Source organism: Pseudomonas sp. R5(2019) (assembly GCF_009905435.1).
Taxonomy (GTDB): Bacteria; Pseudomonadota; Gammaproteobacteria; order Pseudomonadales; family Pseudomonadaceae; genus Aquipseudomonas.
Genome location: NZ_JAAAMT010000003.1, coordinates 191,513 through 212,622 on the forward strand (window position 1 = coordinate 191,513; position 21,110 = coordinate 212,622).

Genomic DNA, 21,110 nt, shown 5'->3' on the forward strand with positions numbered 1-21,110 from the left:
CCTTGCGTTTCACTCACAGGGCCCAGCGCATGCCGCAACCGTACATCTTCCGCACCGTGGACCTGGATGGCCAAACCATTCGTACTGCCGTGCGCCCGGGCAAGCCGCACCTGACGCCCTTGCTGATTTTCAACGGCATCGGCGCCAACCTGGAGCTGGTGTTTCCGTTTATCCAGGCCTTGGACCCGGACCTGGAAGTGATCGCCTTCGATGTTCCCGGTGTAGGTGGCTCATCCACCCCAAGTCGACCGTACCGCTTCCCTGGCCTTGCCAGGCTCACCGCGCGAATGCTCGATTATCTGGACTACGGCCAGGTCAATGTTATCGGCGTGTCGTGGGGCGGCGCACTGGCCCAGCAGTTTGCCCACGACTTTCCCGAGCGCTGCAAGAAGCTGGTGCTGGCAGCCACCGCTGCCGGCATGGTAATGGTGCCAGGCAAACCCAAGGTGCTGTGGTTGATGGCAAGCCCGCGTCGCTATGTCCAGCCGTCCCACGTGATCCGCATTGCCCCGCAGATCTATGGCGGCGCCTTCCGCCGCGACCCGGACCTGGCCATGGCGCATGCCTCCAAGGTGCGCTCCGGCGGCAAGCTGGGCTACTACTGGCAGCTGTTCGCAGGCCTGGGCTGGACCAGCGTGCACTGGCTGCACAAGCTCCAGCAGCCGACCCTGGTCCTGGCTGGCGACGATGACCCGCTGATTCCGTTGGTCAACATGCGTCTGTTGACCTGGCGAATTCCCAATGCACAACTGCACATCATCGACGACGGCCATCTGTTCCTGATTACCCGGGCCGAGGCCGTCGCGCCGATCATCATGAAATTCCTCGAGCAGGAACGCCTACGCGCGGTGATGCACCCACGGCCACCGCCCAGCGGCGGCGCCTGAGGTTTGGCATGGCATTGCCTCGGTTCCGGGCAATGCAGCGCAAGGCCGACTATGGTGTCTGTCTTGTATCGAATAGTTTGTTGATGGTTTGACGACGGAGTGTTGCCCCATGAAAGACAAACCCGCGAAGGGGTCACCGCCCTCGCCTGCGACCTTCATCAATGTACAAAGCGCAATCACGGGCCTGCGCGGGCGTGACCTGATCTCGACGTTACGTACCGTCACCCGCCATGGCCTGCGCCACCCGGTGCACACCGCTCGCCACGCCCTGGCCCTGGGCGGGCAGTTGGGTCGTGTGCTGATCGGCGACACGCTGCACAAGCCCCACGCCCATGACAATCGTTTCAACGACCCGGCCTGGTCGCTCAACCCGTTTTACCGGCGGGGCCTGCAGGCCTACCTGAGCTGGCAGAAACACACCCGGCAATGGATCGACGAAAGCAAGATGAGCGAGGATGACCGGGCCCGGGCGCACTTCGTGTTTACACTGATCAATGACGCCTTGTCGCCGACCAACTCCCTGCTCAACCCGATGGCGGTCAAGGAACTGTTCAACTCCGGCGGCCTGAGCCTGGTGAAAGGTCTCACCCACTTGCTCGACGACCTGCGTCACAACCACGGCTTGCCAAGCCAGGTCAACAAGCAAGCCTTCGAGGTTGGCAGGTCGCTGGCCACCACGCCGGGCTCGGTGGTATTTCGCAACGAACTGCTGGAGCTGATCCAGTACAAGCCCATGAGCGAAAAACAATACGCCCGGCCGCTGCTGGTGGTGCCGCCGCAAATCAACAAGTTTTATATCTTCGACCTGAGCCCGTCCAACAGCTTCGTTCAGTACGCCCTGAAGAACGGCCTGCAAACGTTTATGGTGAGTTGGCGCAACCCGGATCCGCGGCATCGCGAGTGGGGGCTGTCCACCTACGTCGAGGCACTGGAAGAAGCCATGAACGTCTGCCGGGCAATCACCGGCAGCCGCGAGGTCCACCTGATGGGGGCCTGCGCCGGTGGCCTGACCATCGCCGCACTGCAAGGTCATCTGCAGGCCAAGCGCCAACTGCGCCGCATCAGCAGTGCCACCTATCTGGTCAGCTTGCTCGACAGCCAGATCGACAGCCCGGCCACTCTGTTCGTCGACGAGCAAACCCTGGAAGCGGCCAAGCGCCGGTCCTACCAGCAAGGCGTGCTCAGCGGTCAGGACATGGCCAGGGTGTTCGCCTGGATGCGCCCCAACGACCTGATCTGGAACTACTGGGTCAATAACTACTTGCTCGGCAAGTCGCCACCGGCCTTCGATATCCTTTTCTGGAACAACGACAACACCCGCTTGCCGGCGGCACTGCACGGCGACCTGCTGGATTTCTTCAAGCACAACCCGCTCACCCATCCGGGTGGGCTGGAGGTCTGCGGCACGCCGATCGACTTGCAAAAGGTCACGGTGGACAGCTTCAGCGTTGGCGGCATCAACGACCACATCACCCCCTGGGATGCGGTGTACCGATCGACCCTGTTGCTGGGTGGTAACAAGCGCTTCGTATTGGCCAACAGCGGACATATCCAGAGCATCCTCAACCCGCCAGGCAATCCCAAGGCCAACTACATCGACAACCCCAAACTGAGCAGCGACCCACGCGCCTGGTATTTCGATGCGCAAAAGGTGGAGGGCAGTTGGTGGCCGCAGTGGCTGAGCTGGATTCAGGAGCGCTCAGGCGTCCAGCGTGAAACCGTGATGGCCGTCGGCAACCAGAACTACCCACCGATGGAAGCTGCACCGGGCACCTACGTACATATACGCTGAGCAGACCAAGAAGACCGGATGAAAACCCGCGATCGTATCCTCGAATGCGCCCTGCAGCTGTTCAACCAGCAGGGCGAACCGAACGTCTCGACACTGGAGATTGCCAATGAAATGGGCATCAGCCCAGGCAATCTCTACTACCACTTCCATGGCAAGGAGCCACTGATTCTCGGGCTGTTCGAGCGTTTCGAAGATGAACTGACACCTCTGCTCGACCCGCCGGCGAACGTGCGCCTGGAGGCCGAGGACTATTGGCTGTTCCTGCACCTGATCGTCGAGCGCATGGCGCAATACCGGTTCCTGTTCCAGGACCTTTCCAACCTGAGCGGCCGCCTGCCAAAGCTGGCGCGGGGTATCCGCAATCTGCTCAGTGCCCTCAAGCGCACGCTGGCAGCGTTGCTCTCTGCCCTGAAAGCCCAGGGCCAGGTGGTGAGCGACACGCGGACGCTGGGCCAGTTGGTGGAACAGATCACCATGACGCTTCTGTTCTCGCTGGATTACCAACGGATTGTGGCGCGCGAGGGTGAAGTGGGTGTGGTGGTGTATCAGGTCATGATGCTGGTGGCACCGCACTTGCAGAACGAGTCGCGGCATGCGGCGGAGCAGCTGGCGCTCAAGTATCTGGAGCAGTAACCCGTCGCGACACTGTGGGAGGAATGGAGATCGGTGTGGGAGGAATGGAGACCGGTGTGGGAGCAAGGCTTGCCCGCGATAGCATCGCCGCGGTCTAGTTAGATACACCGCAGCGCCTGCATCGCGACGGTTCGGCGCCCCGACAAGCTTTGCTCCCACAGAGGTCAGCGTTTACTTTGAATTCATTTCCCCCCACCGATAAATCCCTGAAACGAAAACGCCCGGCCTTTGGGGGCCGGGCGTTTCGTTTTGCCTGATGGAATCAGGACTGGCTTGCAGGCGAAGCCGGGGCTGCCGATGGGGTCGGTGCCGGGGAGGCAGCCGGTGCAGCGCTGGACGCCGGGGCTGCCGAAGCCGCTGGTGCCTCCGGTTTTACCGCTGGCTTGGCCGCGGCTGGTTTTCTCACCGCAGGCTTTCTCGCTGCGGCAGGCTTGGCTGCTGCCGGTTTGGCGGCCGCGGTTTTTGCTGCAGGCTTGGCCGCCTTGGCCAGCGGTTTGGCCGCAGCGGTCTTGGTCTTGGCAGCAGCAGGCTTGGCCCTGCTGATCGGAGTAACCGATTGACCGGTCAGTTTCTCGATCTGCTTGGTCAGCGTGTCAACCTGCTGGTGCAGTGCCTTGACCTCGTTGCGGCTCGGCACGCCCAGACGCGAAATGGCGCTGTTAAGACGCTTGTCGAAGGCCTCTTCCAACTCGCTCCACTTGCCCAGCGCACGGTCCTTGACCCCGCTGACACGCGACTTGGTCGACGACTTGACGGCATCAACGCTGTCTTCAACTTCGCTCTTGGCGGCTTTCTCGGCCTTTTCGCCATCCTTGACCAGCGCTTCGAACAGCTTGCTGCCGTCCTTGCTGACTTTCGAATAGGCGCCTAAACCGGCAAGCCAGATCTGGCGGGAGTATTTTTCAACTTCACCCACCCACGAGCTGCTTTCATTCTCTACATTCTTTTTGCCAGCCATCCCGCTCTCCTTACTGTTTGTCCGCGACACGTTCGAGCAATGCCGTCAGCTCATCGAGCTTAGCAGAGAGTGTCTCAACGTCATGCCTGGATGGAATTCCGATGCGATTCAAGGCACTGGCCACGCGGTTGTCGAAGGCGTTTTCGATCTTGTCGAGTTGAACTTCGACCTTGCCCTTGACGCTGGTCACGGTGCTTTTTACCGATTCGATTTCGTTGTTGGCCGCATCAAGCTCGTGGTCGATGCGCTGCTTGCCTTGCTGCTCGACCGCTTCTCCGGTCTTGATCAGCTCTCTGACGTATTCGGCGCCTTCGTGACCAACGCGGGCGTATGCGCCCAGACCTGCCAGCCAGATACGACGCGCGTATGAACGCACCTCACCGATGGCGCCGGTCGGCGCTTTGATAGTCTTTTTCAGAGAAACCTTGGCCATGCCTTGCACCTCACGCTAGGGAAGATATTGAGGAACGGCCTCTTGATATCCGAGGCTTGAAGCACAGGTTAATGACAAAAATTAGAATGGACACCCTAAGGTCGGCGTTAAACCAGGACCTTGTCCAGGGCCCGCTCGATCTCTGACTTGATCGTGCCGCCCATCATCGACAGCATCATCCCGAGCTTCAGCTCGACCTTGATACTGTCCTCGCCAATCTGAATGGTGCCGTTGGCACCGCTGCGCTTGACCTCGAGCGTATCGCCGTTCCAATGAGCCTTGAGGTCATATTGCTTCGACAGTTTTTCCACCAGCACCTCGGCTTTCTGGCGGGCGGCCTCGCGGCCGAGGCTGTGTTTGCGTTCGACGCTAATCTGGGTCATGCACGGTATCCTGATTAAAAGTGATGCTTTATGCGGCCTATAGTAGCCCGGAACGTTCGGCGAGCCATCCGCCAAGACAAAGACGGCCACCGGGATTAGAATGGCCGGTAATTTTTTCCGGTGAAGCGATATGAACGATCAGCGCAAAGGCAGCAATGCCGAACCCACCACTCACTTCGGCTACAAGAACGTGCCGGAAAGTCAGAAGGCCGAAAAGGTCGCCGAGGTGTTCCACTCGGTCGCCGCCAAGTACGACCTGATGAACGACGTGTTGTCCGGCGGCATGCATCGGCTCTGGAAGCGCTTTGCCATCGAGCTGTCGGGCGTACGCCCGGGCAATCGGGTCCTGGACATCGCCGGTGGCACGGGCGACCTGGCCCGCAAGTTCTCCCATCTGGTCGGCCCGACCGGTCAGGTGGTGCTGGCTGACATCAACGCCTCCATGCTCAAGGTCGGTCGTGACCGCCTGCTGGACGTCGGCGTGGCCGGCAATATCGAGTTCGTCCAGGCTGACGCCGAAAAGCTGCCGTTCCCGGACAACCATTTCGACTGCGTGACCATCGCCTTCGGCCTGCGCAACGTGACCCACAAGGAAGACGCGCTGCGCTCCATGCTGCGCGTACTCAAGCCGGGTGGCCGGCTGCTGGTGCTGGAATTCTCCAAGCCCACCAACAAGCTCATGTCCAAGGTCTACGACGCTTACTCGTTCGCCTTCATGCCGCTGGCCGGCAAGCTGATTACCAACGACTCGGAGAGCTACCGTTACCTCGCCGAATCGATTCGCATGCACCCCGACCAGGAGACCCTGAAGGCCATGATGGTCGACGCCGGTTTTGACCGTGTGACCTACCACAACATGACCTCTGGCATTGTCGCCCTGCACCGCGGTATCAAGCCCTGATGCTCTTGGGCGGCATCCTCGCCGGCGTCGAACACGGTCTGAACCGTGTTCTGCGGCTGGACAGCACCGCCATCCAGCGCCTGCAGGCGCTGGACGGCAAGGTGATTGCGATCGACTGCCGCAACCCGTCCTTGCAGGTGTTCATCCTGCCCGGCGACGACGGCCTGCTGTTGGCCGGCCACTGGGCCGCCGACTCCGACTGCACCCTGCGCGCACCGGCTGCCAGCCTGTTGCAACTGGCCCTGAGCCAGGACAAGAGCGCCGTGCTGCATAGCCCGCAGGTCGAGCTTGAAGGCGACAGCGCGGTGCTGCTGGGCCTGGTCGCGATACTCCAGGACCTGGAGCTGGACTGGGAATACGAGCTGTCACGCTGGATCGGCCCGATCGCCACGCAGCTGTTCAGCAGCCAGGTGCGCAGCCGCGCCAACTGGACCCGGCAAAGCCTGGCCAGCCTCAACCAGAACCTGTCCGAGTACCTCAGCGAAGAAGCCCGGACCCTGGTCGGCCAACGTGAAGCGGAAGTGCGCTTCAGCGAGCTCGATCAGCTCAAACTTGATGTAGAACGCCTTGAGGCGCGTATTGAGCGCCTTGCCCGATCCCTTGAATCCAGCGATAACGCATGAAGCTGCTTGCCGTCCGCCGTCTGTTGCGCATCCAGCGCGTCGTGATCCGCTACCGCCTTGATGACCTGCTGTTCGCCCTGCCCCTGCCCTGGTGGCTGATGGCGATACGCTTTACCATGCCTTGGCGCTGGCTGCCGCGCAAACCGCTGGAGCTCACCCGTGGCGCACGCCTGCGACTGGCCTTGCAGGACCTGGGGCCGATCTTCATCAAGTTCGGCCAACTGCTCTCGACCCGCCGCGACCTGCTGCCGGCCGACATCGCTGATGAGCTGATGCGCCTGCAGGACCGGGTGCCACCGTTCGACCCGAAACTCTCGGTCAAGCTGATCGAAGAACAACTGGGGGCGCCGGTCAACGAGGTATTCAGCCGCTTCGATGTCGAGCCGCTGGCCTCGGCGTCGGTGGCGCAAGTTCACGCCGCGCAGCTCAAGAGCGGTGAAGAAGTGGTGGTCAAGGTCGTCCGCCCGGGCCTCAAGCCGATCATCGCCCAGGACCTGGCCTGGCTGTTCCTGCTGGCGCGCATGGCCGAGCGGCTGTCGGCCGACGCCCGCCTGCTGCACCCGGTGGAAGTGGTCCTGGACTACGAAAAAACCATTTACGACGAACTCGACCTGTTGCGCGAGGCGGCCAACGCCAGCCAGCTCAAGCGCAACTTCGAGGGCTCGCCGCTGATGTACGTGCCACAGGTGTATTGGGACTGGTGCCGTCCCAAAGTGCTGGTCATGGAGCGTATCTACGGCATCCAGGTGACCGACCTCGCGACCTTGGCCGACCAGCGCACCGACATGAAACTGCTGGCCGAACGCGGCGTGGAAATCTTCTTCACCCAGGTCTTCCGGGACAGCTTCTTCCACGCCGACATGCACCCCGGCAACATCTTCGTCAGCACCGTGCAGCCCTGGAGCCCGCAGTACATTGCGATCGACTGCGGCATCGTCGGCAGCCTGACCCCGCAGGACCAGGACTACCTGGCACGCAACCTGTTTGCCTTCTTCAAGCGCGACTACCGGCGCGTGGCGCAGCTGCACATCGATTCAGGCTGGGTGCCGGCGGAAACCAGGCTCAACGAATTCGAAGCGGCGATCCGCACCGTGTGCGAGCCGATCTTCGAGAAGCCGCTCAAGGACATTTCCTTCGGCCAGGTGCTGATGCGCCTGTTCCAGACCGCCCGGCGCTTCAACATGGAAGTGCAGCCACAGCTGGTGCTGCTGCAGAAAACCCTGCTCAATATCGAAGGCCTGGGCCGTCAGCTGTACCCGGACCTGGACCTGTGGAGCACCGCCCAGCCGTTCCTGGAACGCTGGATGCGCGACCGGGTCAGCCCAAAATCGTTGTTTCAAAATGTACAGAGCCAGGTCGAGCAACTCCCTCGCCTGGCCAACATGACCCGCGATCTGCTCGAACGCCTGTCGCAACCCCATGCCGAAGATCAGCCCCCGCCCCGGAAGCAATCCGGTGACAGCCGTGCCCTGCGCCTGTTGGGCGGGGTGTTGATGGCAGCCGGCGCCACGGTCGCGGCGACCAGCGGCGCGGCCACCACAATGGCCGCATGGCCGGCCTGGGTGATGCTGGGCGCAGGCGTCTATCTGATCGCGCGTCGATAGCCAGTTGCCCCTGCGGCTGGCACACTAGGGCAAGAGTTCGGCACAGGATCGAACTCGGTTTCGGAGTCAAAGATGAGAGACTGGCTGGACGAGATCAAATGGGATGAAAATGGCCTGGTCCCGGCCATTGCCCAGGATCACAAGACCGGGCGCGTACTGATGATGGCCTGGATGAACCGCGAAGCGCTGGCGTTGACCGCCGCCGAGAACCGCGCCATTTATTGGTCACGCTCGCGTGGCAAACTGTGGCGCAAGGGCGAAGAGTCCGGACATGTGCAGCATTTGCATGAAATGCGCCTGGATTGCGATGCCGACGTGATCATTCTGATGGTAGAACAGGTTGGCCATATTGCCTGCCACACCGGCCGCGAAAGCTGCTTTTATCGCGTCCACGAGAACGGCGAATGGAAAACCGTCGACCCGGTCCTCAAGGACCCGCACGCCATCTACTGCGCAGGACACTGACATGAGTGACACCCTGACCCGTCTGGCCGAAGTGCTGGAAGCGCGCAAAGGCGCCGCCGCCGACAGCTCCTATGTGGCCAGCCTGTACCACAAGGGCTTGAACAAAATTCTGGAAAAGGTCGGCGAAGAGTCGGTCGAAACCATCATCGCTGCCAAGGACGCCGCCATCAGCGGTGACTGCAGCGACGTCATCTATGAAACCGCCGATCTGTGGTTCCACAGCCTGGTGATGCTATCGGCCCTGGGCCAGAATCCGCAGGCCGTGCTCGACGAGCTGGACCGCCGCTTCGGCCTCTCCGGGCACGCCGAGAAGGCAGCGCGTCAGCCCTGATCCGCGCCAGACCCAATAAACGTCACGAGGAGTTGCAGCATGGGTATTTTTGACTGGAAACACTGGGTCGTCATTCTGGTTGTCGTGGTACTGGTGTTCGGCACCAAAAAGCTGAAGAACCTCGGTACCGATATCGGTGAGTCGATCAAGGGCTTTCGCAAGGCCATGAACGATGACGAAAAGCCCGCCGAACCGCCCGTGCAACCGGTACAGCCGGTGCAGCCGGTCAACCCACAGGCCACTTCGCCGCTGAACCAGCCTCAGACCATTGAAGGTCAGGCGCACAAGGTCGAAGAGCCGATCAGGAAAGACTGATAAATGTTCGGGATCAGCTTCAGTGAACTGCTGCTCGTAGGTCTCGTGGCCCTGCTGGTACTCGGCCCGGAGCGTCTGCCCGGCGCCGCGCGTACGGCCGGCCTGTGGGTCGGCCGGCTCAAGCGCAGCTTCAATGCCATCAAGCAGGAAGTGGAACGCGAGATCGGCGCTGACGAGATCCGTCGCCAGCTGCACAACGAACACATCCTGTCGATGGAACAGGAGGCTCGCAAGATCTTCAACCCGCAGCAGGCCGAGGCGCAGCCCACCGTTATCAGCCAGGACAGCACGCCCGCCGTGCCGCCGCTGGTGGTCGCAACCCCAGCCCCGAACGTTTCCGAGCCGGCGCCCGTCACGCCTTCTCCCTCCGACACACCACTGCCACCGCGAGCCCCATGAGCGATATTCCGGAAAACGACCAGCAGATGCCGCTGGTTTCGCACCTCACCGAGCTGCGCACGCGCCTGTTGCGCTGCGTTGCGGTCATCTTCCTGATCTTCGCCGGGCTGTTCTCCTTCGCACAGCAGATCTACACCCTGGTGTCGGCGCCACTGCGCGAATACCTGCCAGCTGGCGCGACGATGATCGCCACCGACGTCGCCTCGCCGTTCCTGACCCCGTTCAAGCTGACGATGATGGTTGCGCTGTTCCTGGCGATTCCGTTGATCCTGCACCAGATCTGGGGCTTTATCGCACCGGGCTTGTACAAGCATGAAAAACGTATTGCCGTGCCGCTGCTGGTGTCGAGCATCGTTCTGTTTTATGCCGGGATGGCGTTTGCCTACTTCCTGGTGTTCCCACTGATCTTCCAGTTCTTCGCCCATGCCACCCCTGATGGCGTGGCGATGATGACGGATATCGCCAGTTACCTGGACTTCGTCATGACGCTGTTCTTCGCCTTCGGCGTGGCCTTCGAGATTCCGGTCGCGGTGGTGCTGTTGGTGTGGATCGGCGTGGTCGACGTCAAATACCTGAAGAAGATCCGCCCGTATGTGATCATCGGCTGCTTCGTGGTCGGCATGATCCTGACACCGCCGGACATTTTCTCCCAGACCCTGCTGGCCGTGCCCATGTGGCTGCTGTACGAGATCGGTGTGCTGTTTGGCGGTTTGATCCGCAAGCGCAGCGAACACGACAGCGACGAGCCCGCTGACTCTGACCACCCGCAGCCGCCAGCAACTCAACCGTGAACCTGCTGTTACTCGAGGAGGCCGACTTTGTAGCGGCCGACCGGGTGGTCCTGCGTGATCGCCGCTTTACGCATATGCAGGAAGTCCACCGCTGCGAAGTCGGGGACACGATGCGCGTCGGCCAGCTCAACGGTCTGATGGGCCAGGCCCTGGTGCTGCGCCTTGAAGGCCATGAAGCCGAGCTGCAGGTGAGTTTCGACCAACCGCCACCGGCCAAACTGCCGCTGACCCTGGTGCTGGCCCTGCCTCGGCCGAAGATGCTGCGCAGGGTGCTGCAAACCGTGGCGGCCATGGGCGTGCCGAAACTGGTGCTGGTCAACAGCTACCGGGTCGAAAAGAGCTTCTGGCAAACCCCGTTTCTGGAGCCTGCGGCCATTCGCGAGCAACTGGTGCTGGGGCTTGAACAGGCGCGCGACACACGCCTGCCTGAAGTGCTGATCGAAAAGCGCTTCAAGCCCTTCGTCGAAGACCGCCTGCCAGCCATGGTCGACGGCACCCTCGGGCTGGTCGGCCACCCCGGCAACTACCCGGCCTGCCCGCGCGGGCTCGATGAGCCGGTCACCCTGGCCATCGGCCCGGAAGGCGGCTGGATCCCCTACGAGATCGACTTGCTGGGCAAGGCTGGCTTGCAGCCCGTGCAGCTGGGCGAACGTATCTTGCGGGTCGAAACAGCGGTCACCGCCCTGCTCGCCCGACTCTTCTGAATTCACCTCGCCCGGCTACAGTTTTAGCCGCGCGAGCCGACATCCTTGGCATTAAAACAATCACTTGTGCCGGCTGCGCACAATGGAGCCCTGCCATGTACCGTTGGTTCGCCCAAAAGCTTGGAAACATTAGCGTCAACCTCAAACTCGGCCTTGGCTTCAGCCTGGTCCTGCTATTGACGCTGCTGATCACCGCCACCGGCTGGCTCGGGCTCGGCGGCGTGATCAACCGCGGCGACACCCTGGGCGCCATTTCGGGCTTGAGCGAGTTGACCCAGGCGCTGCGTATCAACCGCTTCACTTACACCCAGGACAGCACGGCCGAGGCCGCTAACGCGGTGGTCAAGGTGCTTGACGACCTCGACAAGCGCCTGCAAAGCCTGCGCCTGCGCCTTGAACAACCCCAGGACATTGCCCGCCTCGACAAACAGGCAACCGCCGTCGCTGAATACCGACGCGCCTTTTCTGACCTGACCCAGGCCGTTGCCCGCCGCGAAGCCAGCCGCGACAATCTGGGCAGCAGCGCCGAGCGCGCCGTTTCGTTGATCAGCCAAATCGAGAACACCCTGCTGCAGGGTGAAAGCCTGAGCCAGTTCAACAGCATCAGTGAACTGGGCAAGCTGGTGCAGCGAGCGCGTTACCAGGTCCGCGGCTACACCTACAGCGGCAACAGCGAGTACGAACAGGGCGCCCTGGCGGCCGTGGATCAAGCCATCGCGGCGCTGGATGCCTTGCCGGGCAAAGTACCGGGCGAGCACGCTGCCAACCTCGGCAGCGCCGCAGATGCGCTGACGGCCTATCGCCAGGCGGTCGTTCAATACAGCGAAGCCCAGCAATCGAGCACCCATGCCCTGAACCGCATGCAGCTGCAAGGCACTGTGCTGCTGCAGATGAGCAGCGAGCTGACCACATCACAAACCCAGGTGCGCGATGAGGATTCCGCCAGCGCCCGTTCCACGCTTGCCCTGGTGACCTTGCTGGCGCTGCTGTTCGGTATCGTCTCGGCCTGGGTCATCACTCGCCAGATCGTCATCCCCCTGCGCCAGACCCTCACCGCTGTGGAACGGGTAGCCGATGGCGACCTGAGCCACGACCTGAAGGTCGAGCGCCGTGACGAAATGGGCCAGTTGCAACACAGCATCCAGCGCATGACCCGCAACCTGCGGGAGTTGATTGGCGGTATCGGCGATGGCGTTACCCAGATCGCCAGCGCCGCCGAGGAGCTGTCGGCCGTGACCGAACAGACCAGCGCCGGGGTCAACAATCAGAAGGTCGAGACCGATCAAGTGGCCACGGCCATGAACGAGATGACCGCGACTGTGCAGGAAGTGGCGCGCAACGCCGAGGAAGCCTCCGAAGCCGCCGTCGCCGCCGACCAGCAGGCCCGCGAAGGCGACAAGGTGGTCAGCGAAGCCATCCGCCAGATCGAGCGCCTGGCCGCTGAAGTCGGGCATTCCACTGATGCCATGAACCAGCTCAAGCAGGAAAGCGGCAAGATCGGCAGCGTGCTCGATGTCATCAAGTCGGTCGCCGAACAGACCAACCTGCTGGCCCTGAACGCTGCCATCGAAGCCGCCCGCGCCGGTGAGGCCGGGCGTGGCTTTGCAGTGGTCGCCGATGAGGTGCGCAGCCTGGCCCAGCGCACGCAGAAATCCACCGAAGAGATCGAAGAGCTGATTGCCGGCCTGCAACACGGCACCCAACAAGTGGCCAGCGCGATGGACAGCAGCCGCGAACTGACCGACAGCAGCGTCGACCTGACCCGCCGTGCCGGCACCGCGCTGGAAACCATCACCCAGACAGTGTCCGCGATCCAGGCCATGAACCAACAGATTGCAGCAGCCGCCGAGCAGCAAAGCAGCGTCGCCGAGGAGGTCAACCGCAGCGTCATGAACGTGCGCGATATTTCCGATCAGACCGCCGCCGCCAGTGAAGAAACCGCTGCGTCCAGCGTCGAGCTGGCGCGGTTGGGGACTCACTTGCAAGGTCTGGTCGGGCGGTTCCGCATCTGACTTGTGGGAGATCCCATGTTTGGGGGCAACTGTGGGCAAAGCTTGTCGGGGCGCCGAACCGTCGCGATGCAGGCGATACGGTGTATCAGATACACCGCGGTGATGCCATCGCAGGCAAGCCTTGCTCCCACCATCACCTTTCGAGTGCTCAATGATGACAACAGCAAGGCCGCCATCGCCCAGGCCATCGTTGAGCTGGAAAGCCTGCTGGGTGACCTGCGCCGGCGGTTTCGCAACCCGGCGGACCTGGAGATGTTGTCGTCCAAGCTGAGCGTTGTGGAACGGTTCAAGCAAGACTTTCAGTCGCTGGACAAGAACGTCGCCGAGCGTGAGCAGACCCGCGCACTGCCCGATAGCCGCGAAGAGCAGCTCACCGAAGCGGTCGAGACCGTGGAACGGCGCATGCTGCTGACATCCTCCGAGAGCGGGCAAAATGCAGAACAGCGGCGCCTGCTGTCGTTGATCGAGACCCTGTTGCGGCAGATCGAAGTGGCCCAGCAGCAGATCCAGATGCCGGGGAGGAGTTGCAGCGATTGGGTGGGCAGTTGCAGATGATGGTGGGGCGGTTTCGGGTGTAGCAGCTGGCCTCACCCCTCACCCCTCACCCTAACCCTCTCCCCGAAGGGGAGAGGGGACTGATCGCGGTGTCGCAAACACCCTCTACAACACCTGCCGCAAAAACGCCTGGGCGCGCAGGTCTTTCGGCGATTCGAAGAAGGTTTCGGGCGGCGAGTCTTCCAGCAACTTGCCATGGTCGAAGAACAGCACCCGGTCTGCCACTTCACGGGCAAAGCCCATTTCGTGGGTGACGCAGACCATGGTCATGCCTTCTTCAGCCAACTTCTTCATGACATCCAGCACTTCGCCAACCATTTCCGGGTCGAGCGCCGAGGTTGGTTCGTCGAACAGCATGACTTTCGGGTCCATCGCCAGCGCCCGGGCGATGGCCACGCGCTGTTGCTGGCCACCGGACAAACGGGACGGAAACTCGTTGGCCTTCTGGCCGATACCGACCTTTTCCAGCAAGGCCCGGGCCTTGTCTTCGCGCTCTTTCTTGCCGCGCTTGCGCACGACCTTCTGAGCCAGGCAAAGGTTTTCCAGCACGGTCATGTGCGGGAACAGGTTGAAATGCTGGAACACCATGCCGACTTCACGCCGGTAGGCATTGATGTCGGTTTTCGGGTCGTCGAGCCGAAGCCCGTTGATACTGACCGACCCTTCGTCGAACGCCTCAAGGCCGTTCAGGCAGCGCAGGAAGGTCGACTTGCCCGAGCCCGAAGGCCCGAGTACGACCAGCACTTCGCCCTTGGACACGTGGGTGCTGACGTGGTCGACCGCGCGCACCACCTGGCCACGGGTATCGAAGACTTTAACCAGATCGCGAACTTCAATCACTTTGCGCGAGCCTCCGTTCAAGCCGGCTGGCGATATGCGACAGCGGCAGGTTGATAAGCAGGTACAGCCCGGCGACGCAGAACCAGATCTCGAAGGTCGAGAACGACGTGGTGATCGCCTCGCGCCCGCTCTTGGTCAGCTCGGTGATGGCAATGACCGACACCAGCGAGGTGTCCTTGACCAGGCTGATGAACTGCCCGGCCAGCGGCGGCAGCACGCGCTTGAACGCCTGCGGCAGGATCACGTGGCGCATCGACTGGCTGGCGTTCAGGCCCAGCGAGCGAGCCGCCTCGCTCTGGCCACGGGCAATCGACTGCACCCCGGCGCGGACGATCTCGGCCACGTAAGCGCCGGTGAACAGCGCCAGCGCCGCCACCCCGGCGAACTCACGGGACAGGTTCAGCACCGTGCCGATGAAGAAGTAGAAAATGAAAATCTGTACCAGCAGCGGCGTGCCGCGCACCAGTTCGACGTAGACCGTCGACAGGTCTCGCAGCGTCGGGTTATTGGAGAGCCGGCAAAGGCCGGCAAATAACCCGATCAGCAAGCCGATCACGCCGGAGGCGACGGAAATCCACACTGTGGTCCACAAGCCCCAGGCCAACGGGCCGGCAGCCCAGTGGTGGGTCACACCGATGACATCGCCTTCGGCCACGTCGTCGCCCTTGGCCAGCTGCAGGCTGGCGGTGTCGACGTCGAGCACCTGTTGGGCGCCGTCTTCGTCACGCAGCGTGACCGTGCTGGTAGCGCCCTTCTGAACGATGGCTTCGACCGTTCCGTAACCCACGGCCCGCTGGGCCTCCTCCGCCTGGTAGGCGAAGTACTGCGGGACACGGTTCCAGCGCCACTCATAGGAAATCGAGGTGGTCGCGATATACAGGCTGAAGGCCAGACCGATCAGGACCAGCGCGGTCAGCGCGTGCCAGGGCCACTGGGCTTTTTTGTGTTTGATCACTGGGAGCTTCCGTCAATGCATGGCGTCAGGCGTGAGCCTTATTCCATTTCCTTGAGCCAGGCGGTGTCTTTGAACCACTTGTCATGGATACGATCGTAGGTGCCGTCTTCACGGGCCTGGTGCAGGAAGTTGTTGATCCAGTTGAGGCTGTCGTAGTCGCCTTTCTTCAGGCCGAACGCCAGCGGCTCGTAGGTGAATGGCTTGTCGAGGAACAGCAGCTTGCCGTTGCCGACCTTGTTGACTGCCACGACGTTGTAAGGGGCGTCGTAGATAAAGGCATCAGCCTTGCCGTTGACCACGTCCATGACCGCTTCCTGCTCGTTGTCATAGCCGTGGTATTTGGCTTTTGCGATCAGCTTTTTGGCGACCATCTCGCCGGTGGTGCCCAGCTTGGAGGTGATGCGGTATTCTTCGCTGTTCAGGTCTTTATAGGATTTGACCTTGTCTGCCAGCTCCTTGCGGATCAGCAGGGTCTGGCCGACCACGATGAAGGGGTCGCTGAAGTTGACGCGCAGGTTGCGCTCCTGGGTCAGGGTCATGCCGCTGCCGATCATGTCGAACTTGTCGGTCAGCAGGGCCGGAATAATACCGTCGTAGCTGGTGGAGACCAGCTCCAGCTTGACGCCCATGGACTTGGCCATGGCCTTGAGCAGGTCGACTTCGAAGCCGATGATTTCACCGCGCTTGTTGGTCATTTCGAATGGCATGTAGGTTGGGTCCATGCCCACCCGCAGGGTACCGCGCTTGACTGCGTCATCAATGGCGCCCGCTTGTGCGGTGCTCACGGCGACCAGGGCGGACACGCCCATCAGCAGCATCGACAGATATTTTTTCATCATCACCAGATCCCCAGCAAAAACTGCGCTAATCGTGGACGCGCCTCCCCGCCACTCGGCGCCAGAGCCAAAGGCCCGGCGCAAAGACGCCAGGCGCATCGTTTCGGGGTGCGATGCTAACGTACTCGCCGAGCAGTACAAGGGCTGGAGGGGACTTTGTTACTTATTCGTAGCGGAATTTTTCCCAAACCCGAGTGGGAAAAATCACCTAAAAACCACAGCGCCCTTGGCCGAAGGCTCAAGGGCGCTGGTTTCAGGCGTTTACCAACTTGGGTGGCAATCTCATCGGCTCAGGGTGCAGCGGCAACAGAGGCGAATGCGGGTCCTCCTCGATCGACTGCCGCCAGACACTCAGCCAGGCCTCGTGCCCTTCGCTCCAGACCAACGCGTGCAAACGCGCCAGTGCCACCGGGTCGCTGAGCAGGGCCAGGCGAATCGGCCCTTCCAGCTGTTGCGGGCCGACTGTCAGAGCATGACGGATGCGCTCGGCGCGCAGCCATTCCACCGGTTCCGCCTGACCGTGACGGGCGGTGGCCAGGGCGCACGCCAGGGCGTTCTGCTGTGGATCGACCACGGCCCGGACGAACCCGTCATTAAGCGCATGCCAACGGTTTTCGTGGGTGTATTGGTCGGTCGCCAGCAGCTCGTGAGGCGTTGCGTACTCCTCAGGGATCAGGAACAGCTTCTCGTCCTTGGCTCGCAGGCCGAGGTTGACGCGACTGGAGATCACCGAGACCGGGATCGACAGCATCAGCGAGCCGACGATCGGCGCCAGCCACCACAGGAAGCTTGGGTTCAGCGCCGCGACCAGAATCGCCCAGGCCGCACCCAGCAGGGTTTGCGGGCCATGGCGACGCACTGCTTCACCCCAGGAGGTGGAGTCATCGTCACGCTGCGGCGAGTTCCAGGTCGCAGCCCAACCCAGGAACGCGGCCAGCACGAATCGGGTGTGGAACAGCATGCGCACCGGCGCCAGCAGCACGGAGAAGAGCATCTCCAGCAGCATCGACACGGCCACCTTGATCCGCCCGCCAAACTCGGTCGCGCCCTTGACCCAGATCAGAATCACACTGAGCAGCTTGGGCAGGAACAGCAGCACGATGGTGGTGGAGAACAACGCAATCGCTTTGTCCGGGTGCCATTGTGGCCACAGCGGATACAGCTGGCGCGGCTCCAGGAAGTACTGCGGCTCCATCAGCGTGTTGACCGCCAGCAGCGCCGTCGACAGCACCAGGAAGAAGAACCACAACGGCGCCGACAGGTAAGACATCACCCCGGTCAGGAACACCGCACGGTGCACCGGGTGCATGCCCTTGACCAGGAACAGGCGGAAGTTCATCAGGTTGCCGTGGCACCAGCGCCGGTCGCGCTTGAGCTCGTCAAGCAGGTTGGGTGGCAACTCTTCGTAGCTGCCCGGCAGGTCGTAGGCAATCCACACACCCCAGCCGGCCCGGCGCATCAGCGCCGCTTCAACGAAGTCGTGGGACAGGATCGCACCGGCAAAAGCACCTTTACCCGGCAGCGGCGCCAGGGCGCAGTGCTCGATGAACGGCTTCATGCGGATGATCGCGTTGTGGCCCCAGTAGTGGGATTCACCCAGCTGCCAGAAGTGCAGGCCAGCGGTGAACAGCGGGCCGTAGACGCGGGTGGCGAACTGCTGCATGCGTGCATACAGGGTATCCATGCCCGAAGCTTTGGGCGCGGTCTGGATGATCCCGGCGTCCGGGGTCGCTTCCATCAGGCGGACCAGGCTGGTCAGGCATTCGCCGCTCATGACGCTGTCGGCGTCGAGCACCACCATGTAGCGGTATTCACTGCCCCAACGGCGGCAGAAGTCGTCCAGGTTACCGCTCTTGCGTTTCACCCGGCGACGACGGCGGCGATAGAAGATACGCCCGAAGCCCTTGCTCTCGCGGCAGACCTCCAGCCAGGCCTGTTGTTCGGCCACGGCGATATCGGAGTCGTTGGTGTCGCTGAGCACGAAGAAGTCGAAGCGGTCCAGATCGCCGGTGGCGGCTACCGACTCGAAGGTTGCGCGCAAACCGGCGAATACCCGCGGCACGTCTTCGTTGCAGATTGGCATGACGATGGCCGTGCGCGCATTCGGCGCGATCGGCTCGTCACCCGCGCTGGCGCCGGAGATACGGTATTTGTCTCGCCCGGTCAGCAGTTCGAGAAAGCCCATCAGGGCCGTCCAGAAACCTGCGGAGACCCAGCAGAACAGGATACCGAACATGATCAGGATGCTGGTTTGCAGTGCATACGGCAGCACTTGCTGGGCCGTTTGCAGCAGCGGCTGATGCAGCACTTCGTCGAGGTCGACGAACGACCAGCCCTGGTACGGCATGATGCCTTTCATGTACCAGCCGGCGACGATGGTCTGGCCGATCATCAGGGCCAGCAGGATATAACGGCGCACCGAACCGACCCAGCGCCAGCGTGCTGGCGGCAGCTCGCGGTCGCGCTCGGGTACCGGGGCGTTGGTGCGGCCGGTCAGGCGGCGCCAGATGCGGACCAGGACGTTGGTACGCCATGGCTCCGGGATGACCCGGGTGCGGTGAATCGGTGGCGCGGCCTTCAGGCGCACGCGGCCGCTGGCGTCGAGGTCGAGCATCTCGGCCTCTTCCAGTTCGGCAGCGCTGTTAAGCGTCAGACGGGTGCCCACCGACGCTTGGGCGGCGTCGGCTTCGTCACTGAACGGCTGTGAAGACAGCCGTGCGTGCAGCTCGCTGAACGACTTGCAGCTGGCGAGTTCCGCCCGCTGCTCTTCGCTCAGTGGCAGGTGTGCCAGGTACTCGTTGAGAGACACTGGCTGTGCTTGAGAATTACTCATCGGCAGACAACTGATAGCTCCAGGTCTCGGTTAGAACCTGTTCGGTCTTCGTCGGTTCCCCAGAAGTTGGCGCAGCCTCGGCGGCAGGCTGCTGGGTTGGCTTCTCGGCCTTGTCGGCCTTGGCCGCCACCTGCTTGGCCGCGGCCTTGTCCTGCTTGGACGGAGCTGCCTTGGCAGGCTCTGCCGGTGGCAAGTCCTTGACCAGTGCAGCGCGCATTTCCACCGATTTGCTCGGGTCCTTGACCTTCAAACGCAAGGTCAGGCGCCAGCCCTGGGTCTCAGGGTTGTAGCGCAGGTTGTTTTCAACCAGCTCGGCGTTGTCGCCAACACTGACCTGGCTACGCACCGCGGTGTCTTCCGGCAAGGCCTTGAGCACCGGGCCTTCGAAGTCGACCAGGAACGCCACGCTGCCGTCCGGCTGACGGATCAGGTTGGACTGCTTGACGTCACCGGTCGAGCGCAGGGTCTGCTTGACCCAGCCCAGATCAGGCGCGTGCAGGGCTGCCTCGTCGATGGTCCAGTGCAAGCGGTAGCTGAATTCCACTTCCTGGCCGGGCTCGGGCAGCTTTTCAGGGCTCCAGAAGGCCACGATGTTGTCGTTGGTTTCGTCAGCAGTCGGAATCTCGACCAGATCGACGGTGCCACGGCCCCAGTCGCCACGCGGTTCGATCCAGGCGCTTGGGCGCTTGTCGTAGCGGTCGTCGAGGTCTTCGAAGCGGCCAAAGTCGCGGTTACGCTGCAGCAGGCCGAAACCACGCGGGTTCTCGACGCTGAAGTGGCTCACGGCCAGGTGTTTGGGGTTGTTCAGCGGGCGCCAGATCCACTCGCCATTGCCGGCGTGGATCGACAGGCCTTCGGAGTCGTGCAGCTCGTGACGGTAGTTCAGCACCTTGGACGGCTGGTTGGTGCCGAACAGGAACATGCTGGTCAGCGGCGCGATGCCCAGGCGGCTGACGTGGTCACGCAGGTAGACCTTGGATTTGACGTCGACGATGGCGTCGCTACCAGGGCGCAGGGTCAGGCGGTAGGCGCCGGTGGAGCGCGGCGAATCCAGCAGTGCGTAGATCACCAGGTGCTTGTCGGCAGGCTTGGGCTTCTCGATCCAGAATTCGGTGAAGCGCGGGAACTCTTCACCCGACGGCAGCGCGGTGTCGATGGCCAGGCCACGGGCGGACAGGCCATACACATGGCCCTTGCCGATCACGCGGAAGTAGCTGGCGCCGAGCAAGGTCAGGATTTCGTCTTGCTTGTCTGCCTTGTTGATCGGGTACAGCACGCGAAAACCCGCGTAGCCGAGCTTTTCGGTGGCCTTGGCGTCGAACTTGACGTCGCCGAAGTCAAAGCGGCTCGGGTCGTACTTGATTTCCTCGACCTTGCTGGCGGTGATTTCGTTGATTTTCACCGGCGTGTCGAAGTGCATGCCCTGATGGTAGAACGACAGTTTGAACGGCGTCTTGTCGTTGGCCCACTCGGCCTTTTCCTGCAGGAAGCGGATTTTCTGGTAGTCGGCGAATTTCATGTCACGAAATTCGCTCGGCAGATTGCTTTTGGGCGCTTCGTACTTCTGCCCGGCGAGGTCTTTGGCCTTGGCCGCGACGTCATCGAGGTTGAATGCCCAGAGCTGGCCAGCGCCGAACAGGCAAAACAGTGCGGACCCCGCCAGCAAGGCGTTACGCAGGCGATTACCGGGGGTTCTTGGTGCATTACAGGGACTTACAATCACGAGCAACCCTCGCCGAAAACAGATCAAAGAACCAACGGCCAGCTATCGTTTGCCGGGTTGGCGAGCATTGTTCGGACTCCGAAAGGGCACAATGATTCCCCATACGGATCCAGACAAGGCTCGAGTGTCAACAAAAC

General features: G+C 62.2%; 22 protein-coding genes and 1 pseudogene. 15 read left to right on the forward strand and 8 right to left on the reverse strand.

Annotated features, from left to right (window positions below):
- Positions 1-29 precede the first annotated feature (29 nt).
- The 3 genes from phaZ to GUY40_RS03740 all read left to right on the forward strand — a co-directional run bounded on the left by phaZ (position 30) and on the right by GUY40_RS03740 (position 3,312).
- A complete protein-coding gene (gene phaZ, locus GUY40_RS03730) occupies positions 30-887 on the forward strand; it encodes a poly(3-hydroxyalkanoate) depolymerase (protein WP_166567598.1) in 858 nt (285 codons plus the stop codon).
- Between the two features lie 109 nt (positions 888-996).
- Positions 997-2,679: a class II poly(R)-hydroxyalkanoic acid synthase gene (gene phaC / locus GUY40_RS03735; protein WP_166567599.1), complete on the forward strand. Its 1,683-nt coding sequence runs from the start codon at positions 997-999 to the stop codon at positions 2,677-2,679.
- 18 nt (positions 2,680-2,697) lie between these two features.
- Positions 2,698-3,312 carry a TetR/AcrR family transcriptional regulator gene (locus GUY40_RS03740; RefSeq protein WP_166567600.1) on the forward strand — a complete coding sequence of 205 codons (615 nt, stop codon included), beginning with the start codon at positions 2,698-2,700 and terminating at the stop codon, positions 3,310-3,312.
- 262 nt (positions 3,313-3,574) lie between these two features.
- Here the strand turns inward: GUY40_RS03740 and GUY40_RS03745 are convergent, their stop codons facing one another.
- The 3 genes from GUY40_RS03745 to GUY40_RS03755 form a co-directional block, all read right to left on the reverse strand.
- Positions 3,575-4,270: a phasin family protein gene (locus GUY40_RS03745; RefSeq protein ID WP_166567601.1), complete on the reverse strand. Its 696-nt coding sequence runs from the start codon at positions 4,268-4,270 to the stop codon at positions 3,575-3,577.
- A 10-nt stretch (positions 4,271-4,280) separates the two neighbouring features.
- Positions 4,281-4,703 carry a phasin family protein gene (locus GUY40_RS03750; RefSeq protein ID WP_166567602.1) on the reverse strand — a complete coding sequence of 141 codons (423 nt, stop codon included), beginning with the start codon at positions 4,701-4,703 and terminating at the stop codon, positions 4,281-4,283.
- A 107-nt stretch (positions 4,704-4,810) separates the two neighbouring features.
- Positions 4,811-5,086 carry a polyhydroxyalkanoic acid system family protein gene (locus tag GUY40_RS03755; RefSeq protein ID WP_166567603.1) on the reverse strand — a complete coding sequence of 92 codons (276 nt, stop codon included), beginning with the start codon at positions 5,084-5,086 and terminating at the stop codon, positions 4,811-4,813.
- A 130-nt stretch (positions 5,087-5,216) separates the two neighbouring features.
- On the opposite strand from GUY40_RS03755, the gene ubiE reads away from it, so the two are divergent.
- From ubiE to GUY40_RS03810, 12 genes and pseudogenes are all read left to right on the forward strand, one after another.
- Positions 5,217-5,987 (forward strand): bifunctional demethylmenaquinone methyltransferase/2-methoxy-6-polyprenyl-1,4-benzoquinol methylase UbiE, encoded by a 771-nt coding sequence (gene ubiE / locus GUY40_RS03760; RefSeq protein ID WP_166567604.1) that lies wholly within the window; start codon positions 5,217-5,219, stop codon positions 5,985-5,987.
- The gene (locus tag GUY40_RS03765) at positions 5,987-6,610 is read left to right on the forward strand and encodes an SCP2 domain-containing protein (protein WP_166567605.1); all 624 of its coding nucleotides are present in this window, start codon (positions 5,987-5,989) and stop codon (positions 6,608-6,610) included. The genes ubiE and GUY40_RS03765 overlap by 1 nt, the downstream gene beginning before the upstream one ends.
- Positions 6,607-8,214 (forward strand): ubiquinone biosynthesis regulatory protein kinase UbiB, encoded by a 1,608-nt coding sequence (ubiB, locus tag GUY40_RS03770; RefSeq protein ID WP_166567606.1) that lies wholly within the window; start codon positions 6,607-6,609, stop codon positions 8,212-8,214. Before GUY40_RS03765 ends, ubiB begins: the two co-directional genes overlap by 4 nt.
- Positions 8,215-8,286: 72 nt before the next feature.
- Positions 8,287-8,679: a phosphoribosyl-AMP cyclohydrolase gene (hisI, locus tag GUY40_RS03775; protein WP_166567607.1), complete on the forward strand. Its 393-nt coding sequence runs from the start codon at positions 8,287-8,289 to the stop codon at positions 8,677-8,679.
- Between the two features lies 1 nt (position 8,680).
- Positions 8,681-9,010: a phosphoribosyl-ATP diphosphatase gene (locus GUY40_RS03780; protein ID WP_166567608.1), complete on the forward strand. Its 330-nt coding sequence runs from the start codon at positions 8,681-8,683 to the stop codon at positions 9,008-9,010.
- A gap of 39 nt (positions 9,011-9,049) precedes the next feature.
- Entirely contained in the window at positions 9,050-9,325 is a 276-nt protein-coding gene (locus tag GUY40_RS03785) for a twin-arginine translocase TatA/TatE family subunit (RefSeq protein WP_166567609.1), read from the forward strand.
- 3 nt (positions 9,326-9,328) lie between these two features.
- Positions 9,329-9,724, forward strand: a complete 396-nt coding sequence (gene tatB / locus GUY40_RS03790; RefSeq protein ID WP_166567610.1) for a Sec-independent protein translocase protein TatB — start codon at positions 9,329-9,331, stop codon at positions 9,722-9,724.
- Complete coding sequence (gene tatC, locus GUY40_RS03795; RefSeq protein WP_166567611.1) at positions 9,721-10,515, forward strand: twin-arginine translocase subunit TatC; 795 nt, start codon at positions 9,721-9,723, stop codon at positions 10,513-10,515. The genes tatB and tatC overlap by 4 nt, the downstream gene beginning before the upstream one ends.
- A complete protein-coding gene (locus GUY40_RS03800) occupies positions 10,512-11,219 on the forward strand; it encodes a 16S rRNA (uracil(1498)-N(3))-methyltransferase (RefSeq protein WP_166567612.1) in 708 nt (235 codons plus the stop codon). The genes tatC and GUY40_RS03800 overlap by 4 nt, the downstream gene beginning before the upstream one ends.
- Positions 11,220-11,314: 95 nt before the next feature.
- A pseudogene (locus GUY40_RS28670) lies at positions 11,315-12,376 on the forward strand (methyl-accepting chemotaxis protein); the annotation flags it as partial.
- Between the two features lie 141 nt (positions 12,377-12,517).
- Positions 12,518-13,231: a methyl-accepting chemotaxis protein gene (locus GUY40_RS28675; protein WP_371924702.1), complete on the forward strand. Its 714-nt coding sequence runs from the start codon at positions 12,518-12,520 to the stop codon at positions 13,229-13,231.
- A 102-nt stretch (positions 13,232-13,333) separates the two neighbouring features.
- Positions 13,334-13,786 carry a methyl-accepting chemotaxis protein gene (locus GUY40_RS03810; protein ID WP_166567614.1) on the forward strand — a complete coding sequence of 151 codons (453 nt, stop codon included), beginning with the start codon at positions 13,334-13,336 and terminating at the stop codon, positions 13,784-13,786.
- A gap of 105 nt (positions 13,787-13,891) precedes the next feature.
- Here GUY40_RS03810 and GUY40_RS03815 read toward each other — a convergent pair whose 3' ends face one another.
- The 5 genes from GUY40_RS03815 to GUY40_RS03835 form a co-directional block, all read right to left on the reverse strand.
- Positions 13,892-14,626, reverse strand: a complete 735-nt coding sequence (locus tag GUY40_RS03815) for an amino acid ABC transporter ATP-binding protein (protein WP_166567615.1) — start codon at positions 14,624-14,626, stop codon at positions 13,892-13,894.
- Positions 14,619-15,581, reverse strand: coding sequence for an amino acid ABC transporter permease (locus GUY40_RS03820; RefSeq protein ID WP_166567616.1), 963 nt, complete (start codon positions 15,579-15,581; stop codon positions 14,619-14,621). Before GUY40_RS03820 ends, GUY40_RS03815 begins: the two co-directional genes overlap by 8 nt.
- 38 nt (positions 15,582-15,619) lie before the next feature.
- Positions 15,620-16,417 carry a transporter substrate-binding domain-containing protein gene (locus GUY40_RS03825; RefSeq protein ID WP_166567662.1) on the reverse strand — a complete coding sequence of 266 codons (798 nt, stop codon included), beginning with the start codon at positions 16,415-16,417 and terminating at the stop codon, positions 15,620-15,622.
- 253 nt (positions 16,418-16,670) lie between these two features.
- A complete protein-coding gene (gene mdoH / locus GUY40_RS03830; protein WP_166567617.1) occupies positions 16,671-19,250 on the reverse strand; it encodes a glucans biosynthesis glucosyltransferase MdoH in 2,580 nt (859 codons plus the stop codon).
- Complete coding sequence (locus GUY40_RS03835; RefSeq protein WP_166567618.1) at positions 19,243-20,973, reverse strand: glucan biosynthesis protein G; 1,731 nt, start codon at positions 20,971-20,973, stop codon at positions 19,243-19,245. The genes mdoH and GUY40_RS03835 overlap by 8 nt, the downstream gene beginning before the upstream one ends.
- Between the last annotated feature and the right edge of the window lie 137 nt (positions 20,974-21,110).

Coding starts and splice junctions, on each gene's coding strand:
- GUY40_RS03780 (WP_166567608.1), top strand. CDS start 8,681: ATGAGTGACACCCTGACCCGTCTGGCCGAAGTGCTGGAAGCGCGCAAA.
- GUY40_RS03810 (WP_166567614.1), top strand. CDS start 13,334: ATGCCATCGCAGGCAAGCCTTGCTCCCACCATCACCTTTCGAGTGCTC.
- GUY40_RS03765 (WP_166567605.1), top strand. CDS start 5,987: ATGCTCTTGGGCGGCATCCTCGCCGGCGTCGAACACGGTCTGAACCGT.
- tatC (WP_166567611.1), top strand. CDS start 9,721: ATGAGCGATATTCCGGAAAACGACCAGCAGATGCCGCTGGTTTCGCAC.
- ubiB (WP_166567606.1), top strand. CDS start 6,607: ATGAAGCTGCTTGCCGTCCGCCGTCTGTTGCGCATCCAGCGCGTCGTG.
- GUY40_RS03825 (WP_166567662.1), bottom strand. CDS start 16,417: ATGAAAAAATATCTGTCGATGCTGCTGATGGGCGTGTCCGCCCTGGTC.
- phaC (WP_166567599.1), top strand. CDS start 997: ATGAAAGACAAACCCGCGAAGGGGTCACCGCCCTCGCCTGCGACCTTC.
- GUY40_RS03750 (WP_166567602.1), bottom strand. CDS start 4,703: ATGGCCAAGGTTTCTCTGAAAAAGACTATCAAAGCGCCGACCGGCGCC.
- GUY40_RS03740 (WP_166567600.1), top strand. CDS start 2,698: ATGAAAACCCGCGATCGTATCCTCGAATGCGCCCTGCAGCTGTTCAAC.
- phaZ (WP_166567598.1), top strand. CDS start 30: ATGCCGCAACCGTACATCTTCCGCACCGTGGACCTGGATGGCCAAACC.
- GUY40_RS03755 (WP_166567603.1), bottom strand. CDS start 5,086: ATGACCCAGATTAGCGTCGAACGCAAACACAGCCTCGGCCGCGAGGCC.
- ubiE (WP_166567604.1), top strand. CDS start 5,217: ATGAACGATCAGCGCAAAGGCAGCAATGCCGAACCCACCACTCACTTC.
- mdoH (WP_166567617.1), bottom strand. CDS start 19,250: ATGAGTAATTCTCAAGCACAGCCAGTGTCTCTCAACGAGTACCTGGCA.
- GUY40_RS03745 (WP_166567601.1), bottom strand. CDS start 4,270: ATGGCTGGCAAAAAGAATGTAGAGAATGAAAGCAGCTCGTGGGTGGGT.
- tatB (WP_166567610.1), top strand. CDS start 9,329: ATGTTCGGGATCAGCTTCAGTGAACTGCTGCTCGTAGGTCTCGTGGCC.
- GUY40_RS03785 (WP_166567609.1), top strand. CDS start 9,050: ATGGGTATTTTTGACTGGAAACACTGGGTCGTCATTCTGGTTGTCGTG.
- hisI (WP_166567607.1), top strand. CDS start 8,287: ATGAGAGACTGGCTGGACGAGATCAAATGGGATGAAAATGGCCTGGTC.
- GUY40_RS28675 (WP_371924702.1), top strand. CDS start 12,518: ATGAACGAGATGACCGCGACTGTGCAGGAAGTGGCGCGCAACGCCGAG.